Source organism: Microbacterium sp. GXF0217, from assembly GCF_054798195.1.
Genome location: NZ_JBSJZG010000001.1, coordinates 109,590 through 122,674, shown reverse-complemented (window position 1 = coordinate 122,674; position 13,085 = coordinate 109,590). Strand labels below are relative to the sequence as shown.

Below are 13,085 nucleotides of genomic sequence, written 5' to 3'. Positions count from 1 at the left end.
TAGCGCTCTCAGGCTGGGCTCCGCAAGATGCTCACCGCCGCACGTGGCGCAGCAGCAGCACGGCAGCAGTCGCGACGGCGACCGCTCCGATCGGAGCGAGCCAGGCGACTCCGGTGCCTTCGGCGGACGGCAGCAGCACGGCGACGACGGCGACGGCCTGCGCGATCGCCTGGACCCAGACGAAGCGCACCCCCGTCGGCCGCAGCGCTCGCAGCGCGACCCGCGCCCGCAGGGGAATCGACAGGCTCATCGTCGCCAGTACGTGACCGAGGTGCACGATCAGCACGGCGAGGCACGCGCGCGCGGGATCCTCGGGCTGCGTGATGAGCGCGAACGGCACGACGATCAACGCGAACCAGGCACCGCCGGTCTGCGGCAGGACTGCTCCGGCGACGACGAGGATCAGGGCGATGCTCTGCCAGACGATGCCCGGCTCCAGCATCCATGCGCCGCCCGCAACTACCACGACGAGGGTGATCCGGATGAGCACCGCAGGGACCGCTGCACCGATGTCGAGTGCGTCGTCGCTCACCTGGGGCCGCCTGTCCTGGCCAGGGCGAGAGCGCCGATCTCGCCGGCGGCCGCGGCGTCCCACCGCACGATCTCGACCCCGGCGGCCCCGAGGTCGTGGAACATGTCGTCGCGCTCGGCGAGGACGATGCGCAGAGCGAGATGCTGCTCGCCGGACAGCCGCGCGCTGTCCAGCGTCGGAAGCGTGTCGATGGCGAGTACCCGATGCCCTGAGGCGCGCCACATCAGTGCGAGCTCGGCCGCGGCGCCGTCGAAGAACGTCGACAGCACCGCGATCACGGACCCGTGGGGCACCGGCGGCGTGCGCCGGTAGCGACTGTCGTCTCCTGCCTGACCCGTGCCTGATATCTCGGCGACGACCCGAGCGAGGTGTCGCGCGCCGGTTCCGCTGCGCAGCGACCGTCCACCCTGCACGAGTACGTGATAGGCGACGCGATCCCCCACCGAGATCGCGGCCGTCGCCAGTGAGCGCGCTGCCTCACGGGCGTTGTCGAGCGATGTCTTCCCGCTGCGCTCGAGGTCCCCGCTCCCCCACGTGGCGACGACTTCACCGAGGTCATCGGCCGCGTCGACGGCGATCACGACCGAGGCATCGCTGAGCGAATTCGTCCGGCGGACGAAGAGCTCGCCGGGTCGGCGGGCCGCTCGTGCGGTGGCGCGCCAGTCCACGCGCCGCAGCTCGTCGCCGGGGGCGAAGGGATGGATGTCGCGGAAGTCGCCGCCCTGCCCGGCCCGCGACCCTTCGTGCGCGCCGTGCAGCCCGGTCAGACGGGGAGCCGTCGGCAGCGCGGGCAGGTCTCTGGATGCCGGAGCCACCGCGCGACGCTGGATGACCGTCCCCCATGCTCCGCCAGTGAGGGCGCCGTCACCGCCGAGGCTGCGTCCGCTGACGCGGACGGCGTCGATCGGACCGGAATGCCGAGTCCGGCTGTGCGCGCGGATCGTCCCCCGGCCTGGCACGAACACGCGACGCCTGCGCCGTGCGGACTGCACGATGAAGAGCTCGGCGATCTCGGCATCCGTGTCGACCGTGATCACGTCGTCCAGCGCGCCGGCCGTCGCGTCCGTTGCCGCTCGTATGCTGATCGGAGCGTCCTCCCGGGCTGCGGGTCGGCGGCGTTCGCCATCCGCCGCCAGCAGCGACCAGATCGCCAGCGGAGCGGCGAGGGCGATCACGTCGGGGCGCGACAGCGCGAGACCGAGACCCGCCAGAACCACCGCGGCTCCGATTCCGATCAGGAACGCGGGCGTCCGCTGCCACCGGCGTGCAGGAGTGCGCTCGTCGTTCATGGTGCGGCGCTCACCGTCGGCGGGACCGCGACCTCGGAGAGCACCCCCTGCACGATCCGCGCCGGCTCGATGCCCTGGGCCCAGGCCTGTGGAGTGAGCGTGAGCCGGTGCGCGAGGACGGGAACCGCGATGCGCTTGATGTCGTCCGGGCGAACGTAGTCTCGGCCGTCCAGCGCCGCCAGGGCACGGCCGAGCAGCAGGAGCGACTGCGATCCGCGCGGCGATGCGCCGACCGCGACGTTCTGCGCCGTCCGCGTCGCGCGCGCCAGGTCGACGCAGTACCGCGCGACATCCGGATCGACGTGGATCGCCTCGACCGCTGCCTGGACCTCGCGCAGTCGCGCGGCGTCGATCACGGCATCCACGCTGGTCTCCTCGCGCTGCCGGCGCACCCGGCTGAGCAGGATCTCGGTCTCACCCGCAGGCTCGGGGTAGCCGACCGACAGTCGCACCATGAAGCGATCGAGCTGCGCCTCCGGCAGGGCGTAGGTGCCCTCGTACTCGATCGGGTTCGCGGTCGCGATCACATGGAAGGGGCGCGCGAGCTGATAACTGTTCCCCTCGACCGTGACCTGCCGCTCGGCCATGGCCTCGAGCATGGCCGACTGCGTCTTGGGCGTCGTGCGATTGATCTCGTCTGCCAGCAGCAGACCGGTGAAGATGGGGCCCGGTCGGAAGACGAAGTCGCCGGTGTCCGGCGCGTAGACATACGAACCGGTGACGTCGCCGGGGAGCATGTCGGGCGTGCACTGCAGCCGCCGGAAGTCGAGGCCCAGCGCCGAAGCCAGACTGCGTGCGGCCAGCGTCTTGCCGAGACCCGGCACGTCCTCGAAGAGGACATGCCCGCCGGCGAGGATCGTCGCGAGTGCGATCTCGAGAGTGTCGTCCATCCCGACGACGACCGTGCGGACGGCATCGAGGACACGCCGCCCGGTCTCCGCGATCTCAGTGGTGTTCGTCATGCGCGCTCCTGCTTTCTGGTCGTCGGCTGGGTGGGGCCTGTCGACGCGACCCCGGTCGATTCCTGCGGAGAAACGGATGCCGCGACCAGCCGATCCGCGGCATCCAGTGCACTCCTGATGTCGGCGTTCTGCACCTGGCGCCCGTTCAGTCGCTGCCAGAGGCCGACGCCGAGCACCCCGTTCACGCGCGCGGTCTGAGCCGGGTCATCGACGTCGATGCCGCGCCGCGCGAGCCGCCGACGCAGCAGAGCGCGGACGCGTCGACTGACGATCTCGCCTGCGACGCCGGTGCGAGGGTTGAACGCCCAGGCGAGACGAGAGATCTCCGATCCCCGCGTCGCCGGTGCACGTTCCTCGCGCGGCCCCTCCTCGCTGACGGCTTCTGCTCCGCGCAGCGCCGCCAGCAGAATCACCGCCCCCGCCAGCACCCCACCACTCAGGGCGAAGACGGGCTCCAGCCCGAAGAAGATCAGCGCGGCGCTGGCGGCGACAGTGACGACGCCGGCCGTGATCCATCGTCGCAGCGTCATCGCCAGCCCTCCTGGATCGCGGCGAGCGTCTGTCGCGCCTGCGCGCGATCCGCTTCGTCCGCGGTGCGGCCCGCGAATCGCACTCGTTCGTACAGGCCCAGCAGCGTCCGTGCGTCCGCCGCCACATCCGCGCGGTGGGTGATGACCCGCAGCGTGAACTCCGCCGGTGTCTCGGTTCGACCGCGGGTGATGCCCGCCTCCGCGGCGCTCTCCTCCAGCCCCACCCACGCCGCAATGATGGCGTCCGATGGCGCGGCGTGCTCGTCGATCACGCGCAGCGCGGCCGCGATGCCGCGGCGGATCGCCGGCGCCGCCGTCTCTGGATCGGGATCGGACGATACCGCGAAGCTCTCGTCGCCAGCCTGATCGACCTCGCGACGCGGGATCCGCGCGGCCCACGCCCGCAACAGTGCGCGGATGACGAGGAACAGCAGCAGTGCCCCGACGACAGCGGTGATCACCAGGAGAATGATCGAGACCACGGTCGCAGCAGTCTCGTTGGTCGACAACGGCGTCTGCGTGGGCAGCGGCAGCGGAGTCTGCGCCGGATCATCCGCCATCGTCGGCAGCGGAGCCGGTGCCGCGTCGAAGTCCGGCGGTTCGAACCGAGCGTGCCCCTGCAGGGATGCCGCGACCATCACGACCAGCAGCAGCGCGACGATGGCGCCGATCCCCAGCACTCGTCTCATGCGTGCTCGAGACGGAGACGAAGCGCGGGCATGACTCCACCCTAGAAGAAGGACGGTCCGGTCGACCGGCCTGTGGACAGGTCGGATGCCGTGGCGCGGCGGCCCCCTAGGGGCGCCGTCCGGCGAAAGGCTGCAGAGCGTCACGCAGGGCCGCGATCTGCGCGATGTCCATCCCCACCGCATCCATGACCTGCGGCGGGACCTCGAGCGCCTTCTCGCGCAGGGCGAGACCGGCGTCGGTGAGGAGGATGTCCAGGCGACGCTCGTCCTCGGGGCTGCGGCGACGGGCGAGGAGACCGTCTGCTTCGAGCCGCTTGACCAGGGGCGAGACGGTCGCCGGCTCCAGCGCCAGGTCGGCAGCCAGGTCGTTCAGGCTCCGCGGCGCCCGTTCCCACAGCGCGAGCATCACGAGATACTGCGGATGCGTGAGTCCGAGCGGCTCGAGGATGGGCCGGTAGATCGCGACGACGTTGCGCGCCGCGGTCACCAGCGCGAAGCAGAGCTGGTTGTCGAGCTGGAGCAGATCATCGGCATCGGTCACGGCTCGATTATACGAGTGCACGAATACTTAGTACACTAAGCTCTATGACCAGGAAGCCCGACCGCCCTCCGCTTCGCACCCGCATCCGCGAGGCCGGAGGGCTGTACGCATGGGCCAACTCGAACCTCATCCGCTTCGCCGGCCCCGCGTCGGTCGGCCCGTACGAGCCGACGCCCCCACCGAGTGCGGCTGAGCGCGCGGAACGCGCATGCCCGCTGTGCGGGGCCCCGATGACGCAGCACGAGATCGACCGCTCCGGTCCGAAGCCGCTGATCCACTGCCCCTGACCCCGTCTCGCCCCCGAAGCGATGCGCGGCGGATTCAGGCGTGCCCGGCGTTCTCCATCGCGCGGAGTTCCTTTTTGAGGTCTTGCACCTCGTCCCGCAATCGCCCGGCGAGTTCGAACTTCAGCTCTTCCGCCGCGGCGAGCATCTGATTCGACAGGTCCTCGATCATCGCCTCGAGCTGTTCGGCGCCCTCGGCAGCGATGCCCTCACGGCGCAGGTTCGGCGTCGGCGACTTGCCCTTGCCGCTCTTGCCCGCCTTGGTGCGCCCTGAGCGCATGTCGGCCGTGTCGGCCGCCTCGCGCGCGAGCACCTCGGTGATGTCGGCGATGCGCTTGCGCAGCGGCTGCGGATCGATGCCGTTCTCGGTGTTGTACGCGATCTGCTTCTCGCGTCGGCGATCGGTCTCCTCGATCGCCTTGGCCATCGAATCGGTGATGCGGTCGGCGTACATGTGCACCTGGCCGGACACGTTTCGCGCCGCTCGACCGATCGTCTGGATCAGTGATGTGCCCGACCGCAGGAACCCCTCTTTATCGGCATCCAGGATCGCGACCAGCGACACTTCGGGAAGGTCGAGACCCTCGCGAAGCAGGTTGATGCCGACGAGGACGTCGTAGACACCGGAGCGCAGTTCGCTGAGCAGTTCGACGCGGCGCAGCGTGTCGACGTCGGAGTGCAGGTAGCGCACTCGGACGCCGTGCTCGCCGAGGAAGTCGGTGAGCTCTTCGGCCATCTTCTTCGTGAGCGTCGTGACGAGCACGCGCTCGTCACGGGCCGCGCGCAGCCGGATCTCCTCGAGCAGATCGTCGATCTGGCCCTTGGAGGGCTTGACGACGATCTCGGGGTCGACGAGTCCTGTCGGGCGGATGATCTGCTCGACCACCCCGTCGGCGATGCCCATCTCGTACTTGCCCGGGGTTGCGGACAGATACACGGTCTGGCCGATGCGGTTCTTGAACTCGTCCCAGCGCAGCGGCCGGTTGTCCATCGCGCTCGGCAGCCGGAAGCCGTGCTCGACGAGGGTGCGCTTGCGCGAGGCATCCCCTTCGTACATCGCACCGATCTGCGGCACAGTGACGTGCGACTCGTCGATCACCAGCAGGAAGTCATCGGGGAAGAAGTCCAGCAGTGTGTGCGGCGGCTCACCCGCCTCACGGCCGTCCATGTGCCGCGAGTAGTTCTCGATGCCGGAGCAGAAGCCGAGTTGCTGGAGCATCTCGAGATCGAAGGTGGTGCGCATGCGCAGCCGCTGGGCCTCGAGGAGCTTGCCCTGGCGCTCGAACTCGGCAAGACGCTGCTCGAGTTCGGTCTCGATCGTCCCGATCGAGCGCTGGATGACGTCGGTTCCGGCGACGTAGTGGGAAGCGGGGAAGATCGGTACGGCGTCGAGGCGCTCGATCACGTCACCGGTCAGCGGGTGCAGCGAGTACAGCGCCTCGATCTCGTCGCCGAAGAGCTCGATGCGGATCGCGTGCTCTTCGTACACCGGAATGATCTCGATCGTGTCGCCGCGGACGCGGAAGTTGCCCCGGGAGAAGTCGACGTCGTTGCGGTTGTACTGCATCGCGATGAAGTGCCTGATCAAGGCGTCGCGGTCGTACCGCTCCCCCACCTGCAGCGCCACCATCGCACGCAGATACTCTTCCGGCGCACCGAGACCGTAGATGCACGAGACCGTGGAGACCACCACGACGTCGCGCCGCGACAGCAGCGAGTTGGTCGTGGAGTGCCGCAGCCGCTCGACCTCGGCATTGATGGACGAGTCCTTCTCGATGAAGGTGTCCGTCTGGGGGACGTACGCCTCTGGCTGGTAGTAGTCGTAGTACGAGACGAAGTACTCGATGGCGTTGTTCGGCATGAGGTCGCGGAATTCGTTGGCGAGCTGCGCGGCCAGCGTCTTGTTGTGCGCGAGCACGAGGGTCGGACGCTGCACCTGCTCGATGAGCCATGCCGTGGTCGCCGACTTGCCGGTACCCGTCGCACCGAGCAGCACGATGTCGGTCTCACCCGCGTTGATGCGCGCGGCGAGATCGGCGATCGCCTTCGGCTGATCGCCGGCCGGAACGTACTCGCTGACGACCTCGAAGGGTCGGACGCTGCGGGTCGGTTGCATGCTTCCAGCGTAGGACGCCCATCGGACATCGGGGGCTGAGCGGGCGATCGCCCCTCGCGGCGGCGTCGCCGCCCCGCCCTAGAGTGGAGCCGTGCTCGAGTTCCTGATCGGCTCCACCCTCGCCGCATCCGCAGGGCTGAATGCCTGGATGCCGCTGTTCCTGCTCGGTCTGGCTGATCGTTTCCTGCCCGCGGTGGAGCTCCCGACCGGGTGGTCATGGCTGTCGAGCGACATCGCGCTGTGGATCCTCGGCGCGATGCTCGTGCTCGAGATCATCGCCGACAAGATCCCTGCGCTCGATTCGATCAACGACGTGATCCAGACCCTGCTGCGCCCGGCATCCGGCGGCATTGTGTTCGGCGCCGGCGCGAGCGCTCAGACCGTCGCGGTCGACGACCCGTCCGCGTTCTTCAGCGAGAGCACCTGGATCCCGATCATCGCCGGTGTCGTGATCGCGCTCATCGTGCATGCGACCAAGGCCACGCTGCGCGTCGCCGCGAACACGATGACCGGCGGTCTTGCGGCACCGGTGCTGAGCACTGCTGAGGACGGCGCATCCTTCACTCTCGCAGCCCTGGCGATCCTCGTTCCCGCGCTCGCCGTACTCGTCCTGATCGGCCTCGTCGTCGTGGTGATCGTCTTCTTCCGCCGCCGCTCGATCCGCACCCGCACGGCGTCACCACGCCTGCCCGCTGGTCCGCCGCCCGCCGCACCCTGACTCCCGACACAGATCCTCAGGAAGACCTGAGGCGATCCTGAGGTGGTCCTGACCGACGGCTGAGGTCGGCTCCATACGTTCGAGGCATGACATCGAACACGACTGAAACCGCACCAGCCCCGCAGCGTCGCCGCCGACCCTTCGTCGCCTTCGGCCTCGCCGCACTCGCCATCGGCGGCATCGGCGCCGCTGCCACGAGCGCCGCCTGGACCGACAACACCTTCTTCGCCGCACCGGCCGTCGCCGCGACCTTCGACCTTCAGGGTTCGCTCGACGGCGCAACCTGGACCCAGTCCTCGACGGCGGACGCCATCCAGCTGACCGTCCCGGCCAGCACCTTCGCCGACCTGCTCCCTGGCCAGACCCGCACGATCGACCTGTGGGTGCGCAACGAGAGCTCGGTCAAGGCCGCTCTGACCTCGACGGCCGCCTTCGCCTCGGGAACCACGTTCACCGCACAGCCCTCCGTCGCCATCTCGGACCTCGCAACCTCGCTGACACCGGCTGGAGGCACCGCCGCCAAGGACAAGTTCCAGCTGACCATCACCACGCCGTCGGACTGGGCCGCATCCAACCAGGGCAAGACCGGAAACGTCGTCGTCACGATCTCCGCGACCGCGACGTCCTGATCCACCCGAACCGCGAAACGAGCAGGACTCACCACGATGCACATCATGCGCAACCTCTCCCTCATCGCCCTCTGGGCGCTCGCCGTCGTCGGCGGCGCGTGCGGCGTGATCTGGGGCGCGACCGCGATGGGCATCATCAAGCCGCTGGTGGTGATCTCGGGCTCCATGGAGCCCGAGATCATGACCGGCGACCTCATCATCGACACCAGGGTTCCCGCGGAAACTCTGGTGGTCGGCGATGTCATCAGCGTTCCGAGCGAGCTCACCGGCGACCTCGTGACGCACCGGATCGAGGCGATCGTGCCGGATGGGAGCGCCGGATACACGATCACCTTGAAGGGCGACAACAACGCCTTCTCCGACGCGCTGGACTACACGGTGTCAGGAGACGTCTGGCAGCCGTCGCTGCAGTTGGCCGGTTGGGGATCGGCCATCATGCGGATGACGACTCCCGCCGTCGCACTGCCGCTGCTCGTGGGTCTTCTCGGCCTGCTGGGTCTGGCGACGTGGGCACCCGGGCAGATCCGGATGCCTCGGAAGGCGGTCGCCGCATGAGGACCGGGCGCGGTATCACCTGGTCACTCGCACTTCTGATCGGCGGCGCGCTGGGGATCGTCGCCGCCGGTCAGGGGTTCATCGGCACCACGTCGGCCGCCTGGTCGGATCAGGTGAACGTCACCGCCACGGCAACGGCCGGAACCTGGCAGACACCGACCACCGGAAGCACCTGCATCGCCTACGGACAGAACGGCGCCGCACTCGCCGGCTGCAAGGTGAGCCGCATCGACTACTTCGGATGGGGCCCTTCCGGAAACCAGACACGCAACTACTACCTCTCGTTCGCGACGCCGTTGGGGACCCGCTCGGTGAGCTTCGACGTCGATCTGACCGGCGCAACCGGAAACGGCGGGTCCTGGTCCTGGGAACGCGCCGGAGTGCTTGCCGGTGCGCAGTTCAGTGCACGGGACGGCTGGAACTGCGGGCAGCTGCCGCGCGTGCGCGGCACGGGCGCCGACTGGCAGACCACGACGGTGTTCTTCCAGGTCGTCGAGAAGCGCAACAGCGCGGGGATGCTGTGCTCGTGAACACGGCTCACACGACGGGGAGGCACGATGCCCGGTGAGGCGTTCACGCGTGTCTTCTGCGATATCATCTCCGAAGTTCCGCCGACCATCGGCGGACTCGGAGCACCGGAGAGTGAGGGGCAGCCGACTATGCGCGTCGCCGTGGTCATCGAGGATGAACCCGACATCCGCTCGTTGCTGTCCGACATCCTGGAGCAAGCCGGCTTCGTCGTCCACTCCGCCGGCACAGGACTCGACGGCGTCGAACTCGTTCGGACCCATGATCCTGTGGTCACGACCCTCGATGTGAGCATGCCCGGCATGGACGGGTTCGAGACCGCGAAGCGCATCCGCGCGTTCAGCACGACCTACCTGCTCATGCTGACCGCGCGATCCGACGAGATCGACACCCTCCAGGGTCTGCAATCCGGGGCGGATGACTACGTCACCAAGCCGTTCCGCCCTCGTGAGCTGCGCGCAAGGATCGAGGCCATGCTGCGTCGACCCCGAGCGGTGTCCGATGCGACGACCGCCCTTGCGCCATCACCTGCTCCGCCGACAGAGCCGAATCACGACGAATGGCAGGAGCACAAGGGCCTTCGAGTGCACCCCGGCATGCGCATCGCAGACGCGAACGGCAGCACTATCGATCTCACGCGCAGCGAGTTCGACATCCTCGCCGAACTCCTCGACGCGGGACGGCGGGTCATCAGCAAACGCGAACTCGCACTCGTCGTTCGCGGAGAGCGCGGAATGGCGAGCGACTTCATCAGCGAGCACGATGTCCGCGCCATCGAGGTGCACGTCGCGAATCTGCGTCGCAAGCTCGGCGAGTCGCCCGCGGACCCGCGGTGGATCGAGACGGTGCGCGGCGTGGGCTACCGCCTCACCGCCTGATTGACGCTGGACGCTCAGTCCGCGACGACGACGCTGCTGTCTTCGCTGATCGCTGCCTCAGCGGCGGCCGCCCTGGCCGCGAGAACGAGATCCGCCGGGCCCCGATCGGAAGCGTCGCTCATCACCACTCCCACTCCGATCACCGGAATGACGCTGCCGTGCACCGCCTCGAGGGCTTCATGGACCCCCCGGCGCAGGCGCTTCGCGATCCGCCGGGCTCCGGTGGCGTCGGCGACGACCGAACTGACTACCAGTCCCCCGGCGCCGTCGTCGCCGATCCACGCCTGAGTCGGGACGCTGGTGCGCATGGCCTCCCGCCAGGCCGATCGGAGCTCGTCGGCCTCCTCCGCCCCGAACGCGGTCGACACCTGGTCGAGATCGTCGATGCGCACCGAGATGACTCCGATTCGCTCGCCGTGCAGTTGCGCTCGACGCACGGCGTCCCGCAGGAAACGCTGGAACGAGCGGGCCTCCAGCACCGCTCCACCGGTGAGGACCGGAGCCGTGAGCGTCTCGCGTCCTCGAAGCCCCGCTCTTTCGGCGCGCAGCACGGATGCGACGACGACCGCGACCACCATCAGCGTGATCGTGACGATGCTGGTCGACACCGTCCCCCACCAGGTCGTGAACACATCACTGTCGGTGCCGAACACCAGCGACACGATCGTGCGTCCCAGGTAGTAGAGACTCTGCATCCCCAGCACCAGAGTGAACCCGAGTGTGGTCTTGATCCGCCCCAGCTGGCCGCGAAGAGCTTCGATCGCGGCGGCCCCCGGCAGGACGAACAGCGAGACGAACATGACGTTCGCACCCGCCCATGCTCCGCCATCAGGACCTTCGATGATGACGGTGACGCACGCAGCGGCCGTGAGGAAGCCCACGACGCCCAGCGGCCAGCCGATCGCCCTGTCGTTGAACGCGCGGCATCCGAGCCACATGAAGCCGCCGCTGGCGACGAAGGCGGCGTTCCCGATCGCGACGGCCCACCAGGTCTGCGGCGCGAGAGCCCAGATCATGTACGCGAGCGATGTCAGGATGCCGCTCAGGAACGCGAGCGACCACAGCCGACTCACGATGTCATCCTCCCTGAGCAGGGTCTCTGCGATGAACACGACTCCGGCCACGACCACGACCAACGAAGTCAGGGCCGAAACGGTCACGAGATCGAATTCCATCAGCTGCGTCTCCCTTTGCCCTGCAGCGGCAACCGGACGACGAATGTCGCCCCCTTGCCGAGCTCTGATTGCACGGTGATCTCGCCTCCGTGCGCGCGCACGATGTCCCTGCTGATCGACAGACCGAGTCCGCTGCCGTGCATCGATGTACGACGGACCGCGTCGGCGCGGAAGAACCGCTCGAACAGGCGCGGAAGCTCGGTCGGCGAGATGCCTGGGCCGTGGTCGCGGATCACAATCCAGGCATGGTCGCCGTCGTGGGTCGCGCCGATCTCGACACGACCGCCGTCCGAGTTGTACTTCACCGCGTTTCCGATCACGTTGTCGACCACCTGCCTGATGCGGAGCGGATCCGCGATGGCGGTGACCTCCTCGATGCCGCTGCCGTCCAGCTCGATCCGGCGTTCGGACGCGCGTGCCTCGAGCGCCTCGATGGCAGACCGGACGATCTCGTCGATGCGCACCTGCTCCGGCGCGATCGACAGGACGATGCCGCCGTGGTCGTCTGCAGCGACCGAAAGCAGATCGGCGATGATGTCGAGCAGTCGACCCGCGTTGCGCTCGGCGACTTCGAGGCCGCGCCGCGCCCGCGGCGAAAGGTCGTCGGTGTCCAGCACGAGCTCCAGGTAGCCGAGGATCGACGTCAGCGGAGTCCTCAGTTCGTGCGACACCGACGCGACTAGGTCGTCTCTCGCCCGCAGCGCCATGACCTCGTCCGTCACATCACGGGAGATCAGGATGCCCCCGACCCGTTCGCCCGACGGCCCCTCGAGCGCGCGGGCTGTCACGCTCAGCGCACGGCGTCCCTCTCCTGGCGCGCCGTACCAGATCAGTTCCCGCTCGAACGTCTCGCCGCGGCGGGCACGCGTCAGCGGGATGCTCTCCTGCGGCAGTTCGGTCAGTCCGTCATCCGCATATACGAGCGATTCGCGTCCCTCCGATCCGAGCAGCTGTTGCATGCGTGCGTGCGCCTCGTTGCGCACGGAGGTGTCGCCGTCTGCGCCGAAGCGGATGACGCCGAAGTCGACGGCGTCGAGCACTTCTGTCACGGTGTCCTCCTGGCGCCGTGCCCGCTCGACCGCGCGGGTGAGCAGGCGCGCCTGCGTCGCGAGGAGCGAGCGCTGCGCGGCGGCCCGACGGGCCGAGAGGTAGGACGTCACCGATACCGCGATGATCATGATGGGGACGAGGAAGACCACCGGACCGATCGACTGCCGCGGATCCAGCAGGACCGTCAGCGAATACAGTCCGTTCGTGAGCACCGTCGCTACGACGAGCCCCATGAGTCCGAATGCTCCCGAGATCCACATCGCCGGAAAGATCCACAGCAGCGAGAACCCGGCGCTGGGGTTCGCTTCGCGCATGAGGGTGATCGCGAGGATGTCGCCGATCGGCAGGAGCATGCTCCAGAGCGCAGGGATCCGATTCCACGGCACCGCGACAGCGACGGCCGTAAGTGTCACGATCACGAGCATCGCGATGAGCAGGAGATCCAGACGCATCTCCAGGTTCATGCTCAACGCGATGACCGTGGCGATGAGCGCAACGAAGCACAGCAGCAGCTGATTGAGCATCGTCGTGCGCTCACGGGTGCGATCCACGGAGAGGATCTTCACGGGATCACCGCGTCGCTGAGCATGTGGATGAGGCTATCGTGTC

15 protein-coding genes are annotated in these 13,085 nt (G+C 68.4%); 6 read left to right on the top strand and 9 right to left on the bottom strand.

Going from position 1 to position 13,085, the window contains the following annotated elements; all coding sequences use genetic code 11:
• Positions 1 to 31 precede the first annotated feature (31 nt).
• The 6 genes from ACWAT3_RS00620 to ACWAT3_RS00595 all read right to left on the bottom strand — a co-directional run bounded on the left by ACWAT3_RS00620 (position 32) and on the right by ACWAT3_RS00595 (position 4,543).
• On the bottom strand, positions 32 to 532 hold the full coding sequence (locus tag ACWAT3_RS00620; protein ID WP_460795020.1) for a hypothetical protein: 501 nt from the start codon (positions 530 to 532) through the stop codon (positions 32 to 34).
• Positions 529 to 1,821 carry a DUF58 domain-containing protein gene (locus ACWAT3_RS00615; protein ID WP_460795019.1) on the bottom strand — a complete coding sequence of 431 codons (1,293 nt, stop codon included), beginning with the start codon at positions 1,819 to 1,821 and terminating at the stop codon, positions 529 to 531. The genes ACWAT3_RS00620 and ACWAT3_RS00615 overlap by 4 nt, the downstream gene beginning before the upstream one ends.
• Positions 1,818 to 2,783 (bottom strand): AAA family ATPase, encoded by a 966-nt coding sequence (locus tag ACWAT3_RS00610; RefSeq protein ID WP_460795018.1) that lies wholly within the window; start codon positions 2,781 to 2,783, stop codon positions 1,818 to 1,820. Before ACWAT3_RS00610 ends, ACWAT3_RS00615 begins: the two co-directional genes overlap by 4 nt.
• Complete coding sequence (locus ACWAT3_RS00605; RefSeq protein ID WP_460795016.1) at positions 2,780 to 3,313, bottom strand: hypothetical protein; 534 nt, start codon at positions 3,311 to 3,313, stop codon at positions 2,780 to 2,782. The genes ACWAT3_RS00610 and ACWAT3_RS00605 overlap by 4 nt, the downstream gene beginning before the upstream one ends.
• Positions 3,310 to 4,002, bottom strand: a complete 693-nt coding sequence (locus ACWAT3_RS00600) for a DUF4129 domain-containing protein (protein ID WP_460795014.1) — start codon at positions 4,000 to 4,002, stop codon at positions 3,310 to 3,312. The genes ACWAT3_RS00605 and ACWAT3_RS00600 overlap by 4 nt, the downstream gene beginning before the upstream one ends.
• A gap of 106 nt (positions 4,003 to 4,108) precedes the next feature.
• Positions 4,109 to 4,543, bottom strand: a complete 435-nt coding sequence (locus tag ACWAT3_RS00595) for a MarR family winged helix-turn-helix transcriptional regulator (RefSeq protein ID WP_460795012.1) — start codon at positions 4,541 to 4,543, stop codon at positions 4,109 to 4,111.
• A gap of 44 nt (positions 4,544 to 4,587) precedes the next feature.
• Between ACWAT3_RS00595 and ACWAT3_RS00590 the strand changes: the two genes are divergently transcribed.
• Positions 4,588 to 4,830, top strand: a complete 243-nt coding sequence (locus ACWAT3_RS00590) for a hypothetical protein (RefSeq protein WP_460795010.1) — start codon at positions 4,588 to 4,590, stop codon at positions 4,828 to 4,830.
• 34 nt (positions 4,831 to 4,864) lie between these two features.
• On the opposite strand, the gene uvrB is transcribed toward ACWAT3_RS00590, so the two are convergent.
• Positions 4,865 to 6,943: an excinuclease ABC subunit UvrB gene (gene uvrB / locus ACWAT3_RS00585; RefSeq protein ID WP_460795008.1), complete on the bottom strand. Its 2,079-nt coding sequence runs from the start codon at positions 6,941 to 6,943 to the stop codon at positions 4,865 to 4,867.
• A 91-nt stretch (positions 6,944 to 7,034) separates the two neighbouring features.
• Here uvrB and ACWAT3_RS00580 point away from each other — a divergent pair, with 91 nt between their 5' ends.
• The 5 genes from ACWAT3_RS00580 (at position 7,035) to ACWAT3_RS00560 (ending at position 10,251) form a co-directional block, all read left to right on the top strand.
• Entirely contained in the window at positions 7,035 to 7,661 is a 627-nt protein-coding gene (locus ACWAT3_RS00580; RefSeq protein WP_460795006.1) for a DUF4126 domain-containing protein, read from the top strand.
• Positions 7,662 to 7,747: 86 nt separating this feature from the next.
• Complete coding sequence (locus ACWAT3_RS00575) at positions 7,748 to 8,290, top strand: hypothetical protein (RefSeq protein ID WP_460795004.1); 543 nt, start codon at positions 7,748 to 7,750, stop codon at positions 8,288 to 8,290.
• Between the two features lie 45 nt (positions 8,291 to 8,335).
• A complete protein-coding gene (locus ACWAT3_RS00570; RefSeq protein WP_460795002.1) occupies positions 8,336 to 8,845 on the top strand; it encodes a signal peptidase I in 510 nt (169 codons plus the stop codon).
• Positions 8,842 to 9,375 (top strand): hypothetical protein, encoded by a 534-nt coding sequence (locus ACWAT3_RS00565; protein WP_460795000.1) that lies wholly within the window; start codon positions 8,842 to 8,844, stop codon positions 9,373 to 9,375. The genes ACWAT3_RS00570 and ACWAT3_RS00565 overlap by 4 nt, the downstream gene beginning before the upstream one ends.
• Positions 9,376 to 9,402: 27 nt before the next feature.
• The gene (locus ACWAT3_RS00560; protein WP_460794998.1) at positions 9,403 to 10,251 is read left to right on the top strand and encodes a response regulator transcription factor; all 849 of its coding nucleotides are present in this window, start codon (positions 9,403 to 9,405) and stop codon (positions 10,249 to 10,251) included.
• Positions 10,252 to 10,265: 14 nt separating this feature from the next.
• Here ACWAT3_RS00560 and ACWAT3_RS00555 read toward each other — a convergent pair whose 3' ends face one another.
• Together ACWAT3_RS00555 and ACWAT3_RS00550 are read right to left on the bottom strand one after the other, a co-directional pair.
• On the bottom strand, positions 10,266 to 11,426 hold the full coding sequence (locus tag ACWAT3_RS00555; RefSeq protein ID WP_460794996.1) for a diguanylate cyclase domain-containing protein: 1,161 nt from the start codon (positions 11,424 to 11,426) through the stop codon (positions 10,266 to 10,268).
• Positions 11,426 to 13,027, bottom strand: a complete 1,602-nt coding sequence (locus ACWAT3_RS00550; RefSeq protein WP_460794994.1) for a sensor histidine kinase — start codon at positions 13,025 to 13,027, stop codon at positions 11,426 to 11,428. Before ACWAT3_RS00550 ends, ACWAT3_RS00555 begins: the two co-directional genes overlap by 1 nt.
• Between the last annotated feature and the right edge of the window lie 58 nt (positions 13,028 to 13,085).

Excerpts from the sequence above, each read along its gene's own strand:
- ACWAT3_RS00615 (WP_460795019.1), bottom strand. The coding sequence starts at position 1,821 with ATGAACGACGAGCGCACTCCTGCACGCCGGTGGCAGCGGACGCCCGCG.
- ACWAT3_RS00610 (WP_460795018.1), bottom strand. The coding sequence starts at position 2,783 with ATGACGAACACCACTGAGATCGCGGAGACCGGGCGGCGTGTCCTCGAT.
- ACWAT3_RS00605 (WP_460795016.1), bottom strand. The coding sequence starts at position 3,313 with ATGACGCTGCGACGATGGATCACGGCCGGCGTCGTCACTGTCGCCGCC.
- ACWAT3_RS00600 (WP_460795014.1), bottom strand. The coding sequence starts at position 4,002 with ATGAGACGAGTGCTGGGGATCGGCGCCATCGTCGCGCTGCTGCTGGTC.
- ACWAT3_RS00590 (WP_460795010.1), top strand. The coding sequence starts at position 4,588 with ATGACCAGGAAGCCCGACCGCCCTCCGCTTCGCACCCGCATCCGCGAG.
- uvrB (WP_460795008.1), bottom strand. The coding sequence starts at position 6,943 with ATGCAACCGACCCGCAGCGTCCGACCCTTCGAGGTCGTCAGCGAGTAC.
- ACWAT3_RS00575 (WP_460795004.1), top strand. The coding sequence starts at position 7,748 with ATGACATCGAACACGACTGAAACCGCACCAGCCCCGCAGCGTCGCCGC.
- ACWAT3_RS00570 (WP_460795002.1), top strand. The coding sequence starts at position 8,336 with ATGCGCAACCTCTCCCTCATCGCCCTCTGGGCGCTCGCCGTCGTCGGC.
- ACWAT3_RS00565 (WP_460795000.1), top strand. The coding sequence starts at position 8,842 with ATGAGGACCGGGCGCGGTATCACCTGGTCACTCGCACTTCTGATCGGC.
- ACWAT3_RS00560 (WP_460794998.1), top strand. The coding sequence starts at position 9,403 with ATGCCCGGTGAGGCGTTCACGCGTGTCTTCTGCGATATCATCTCCGAA.
- ACWAT3_RS00555 (WP_460794996.1), bottom strand. The coding sequence starts at position 11,426 with ATGGAATTCGATCTCGTGACCGTTTCGGCCCTGACTTCGTTGGTCGTG.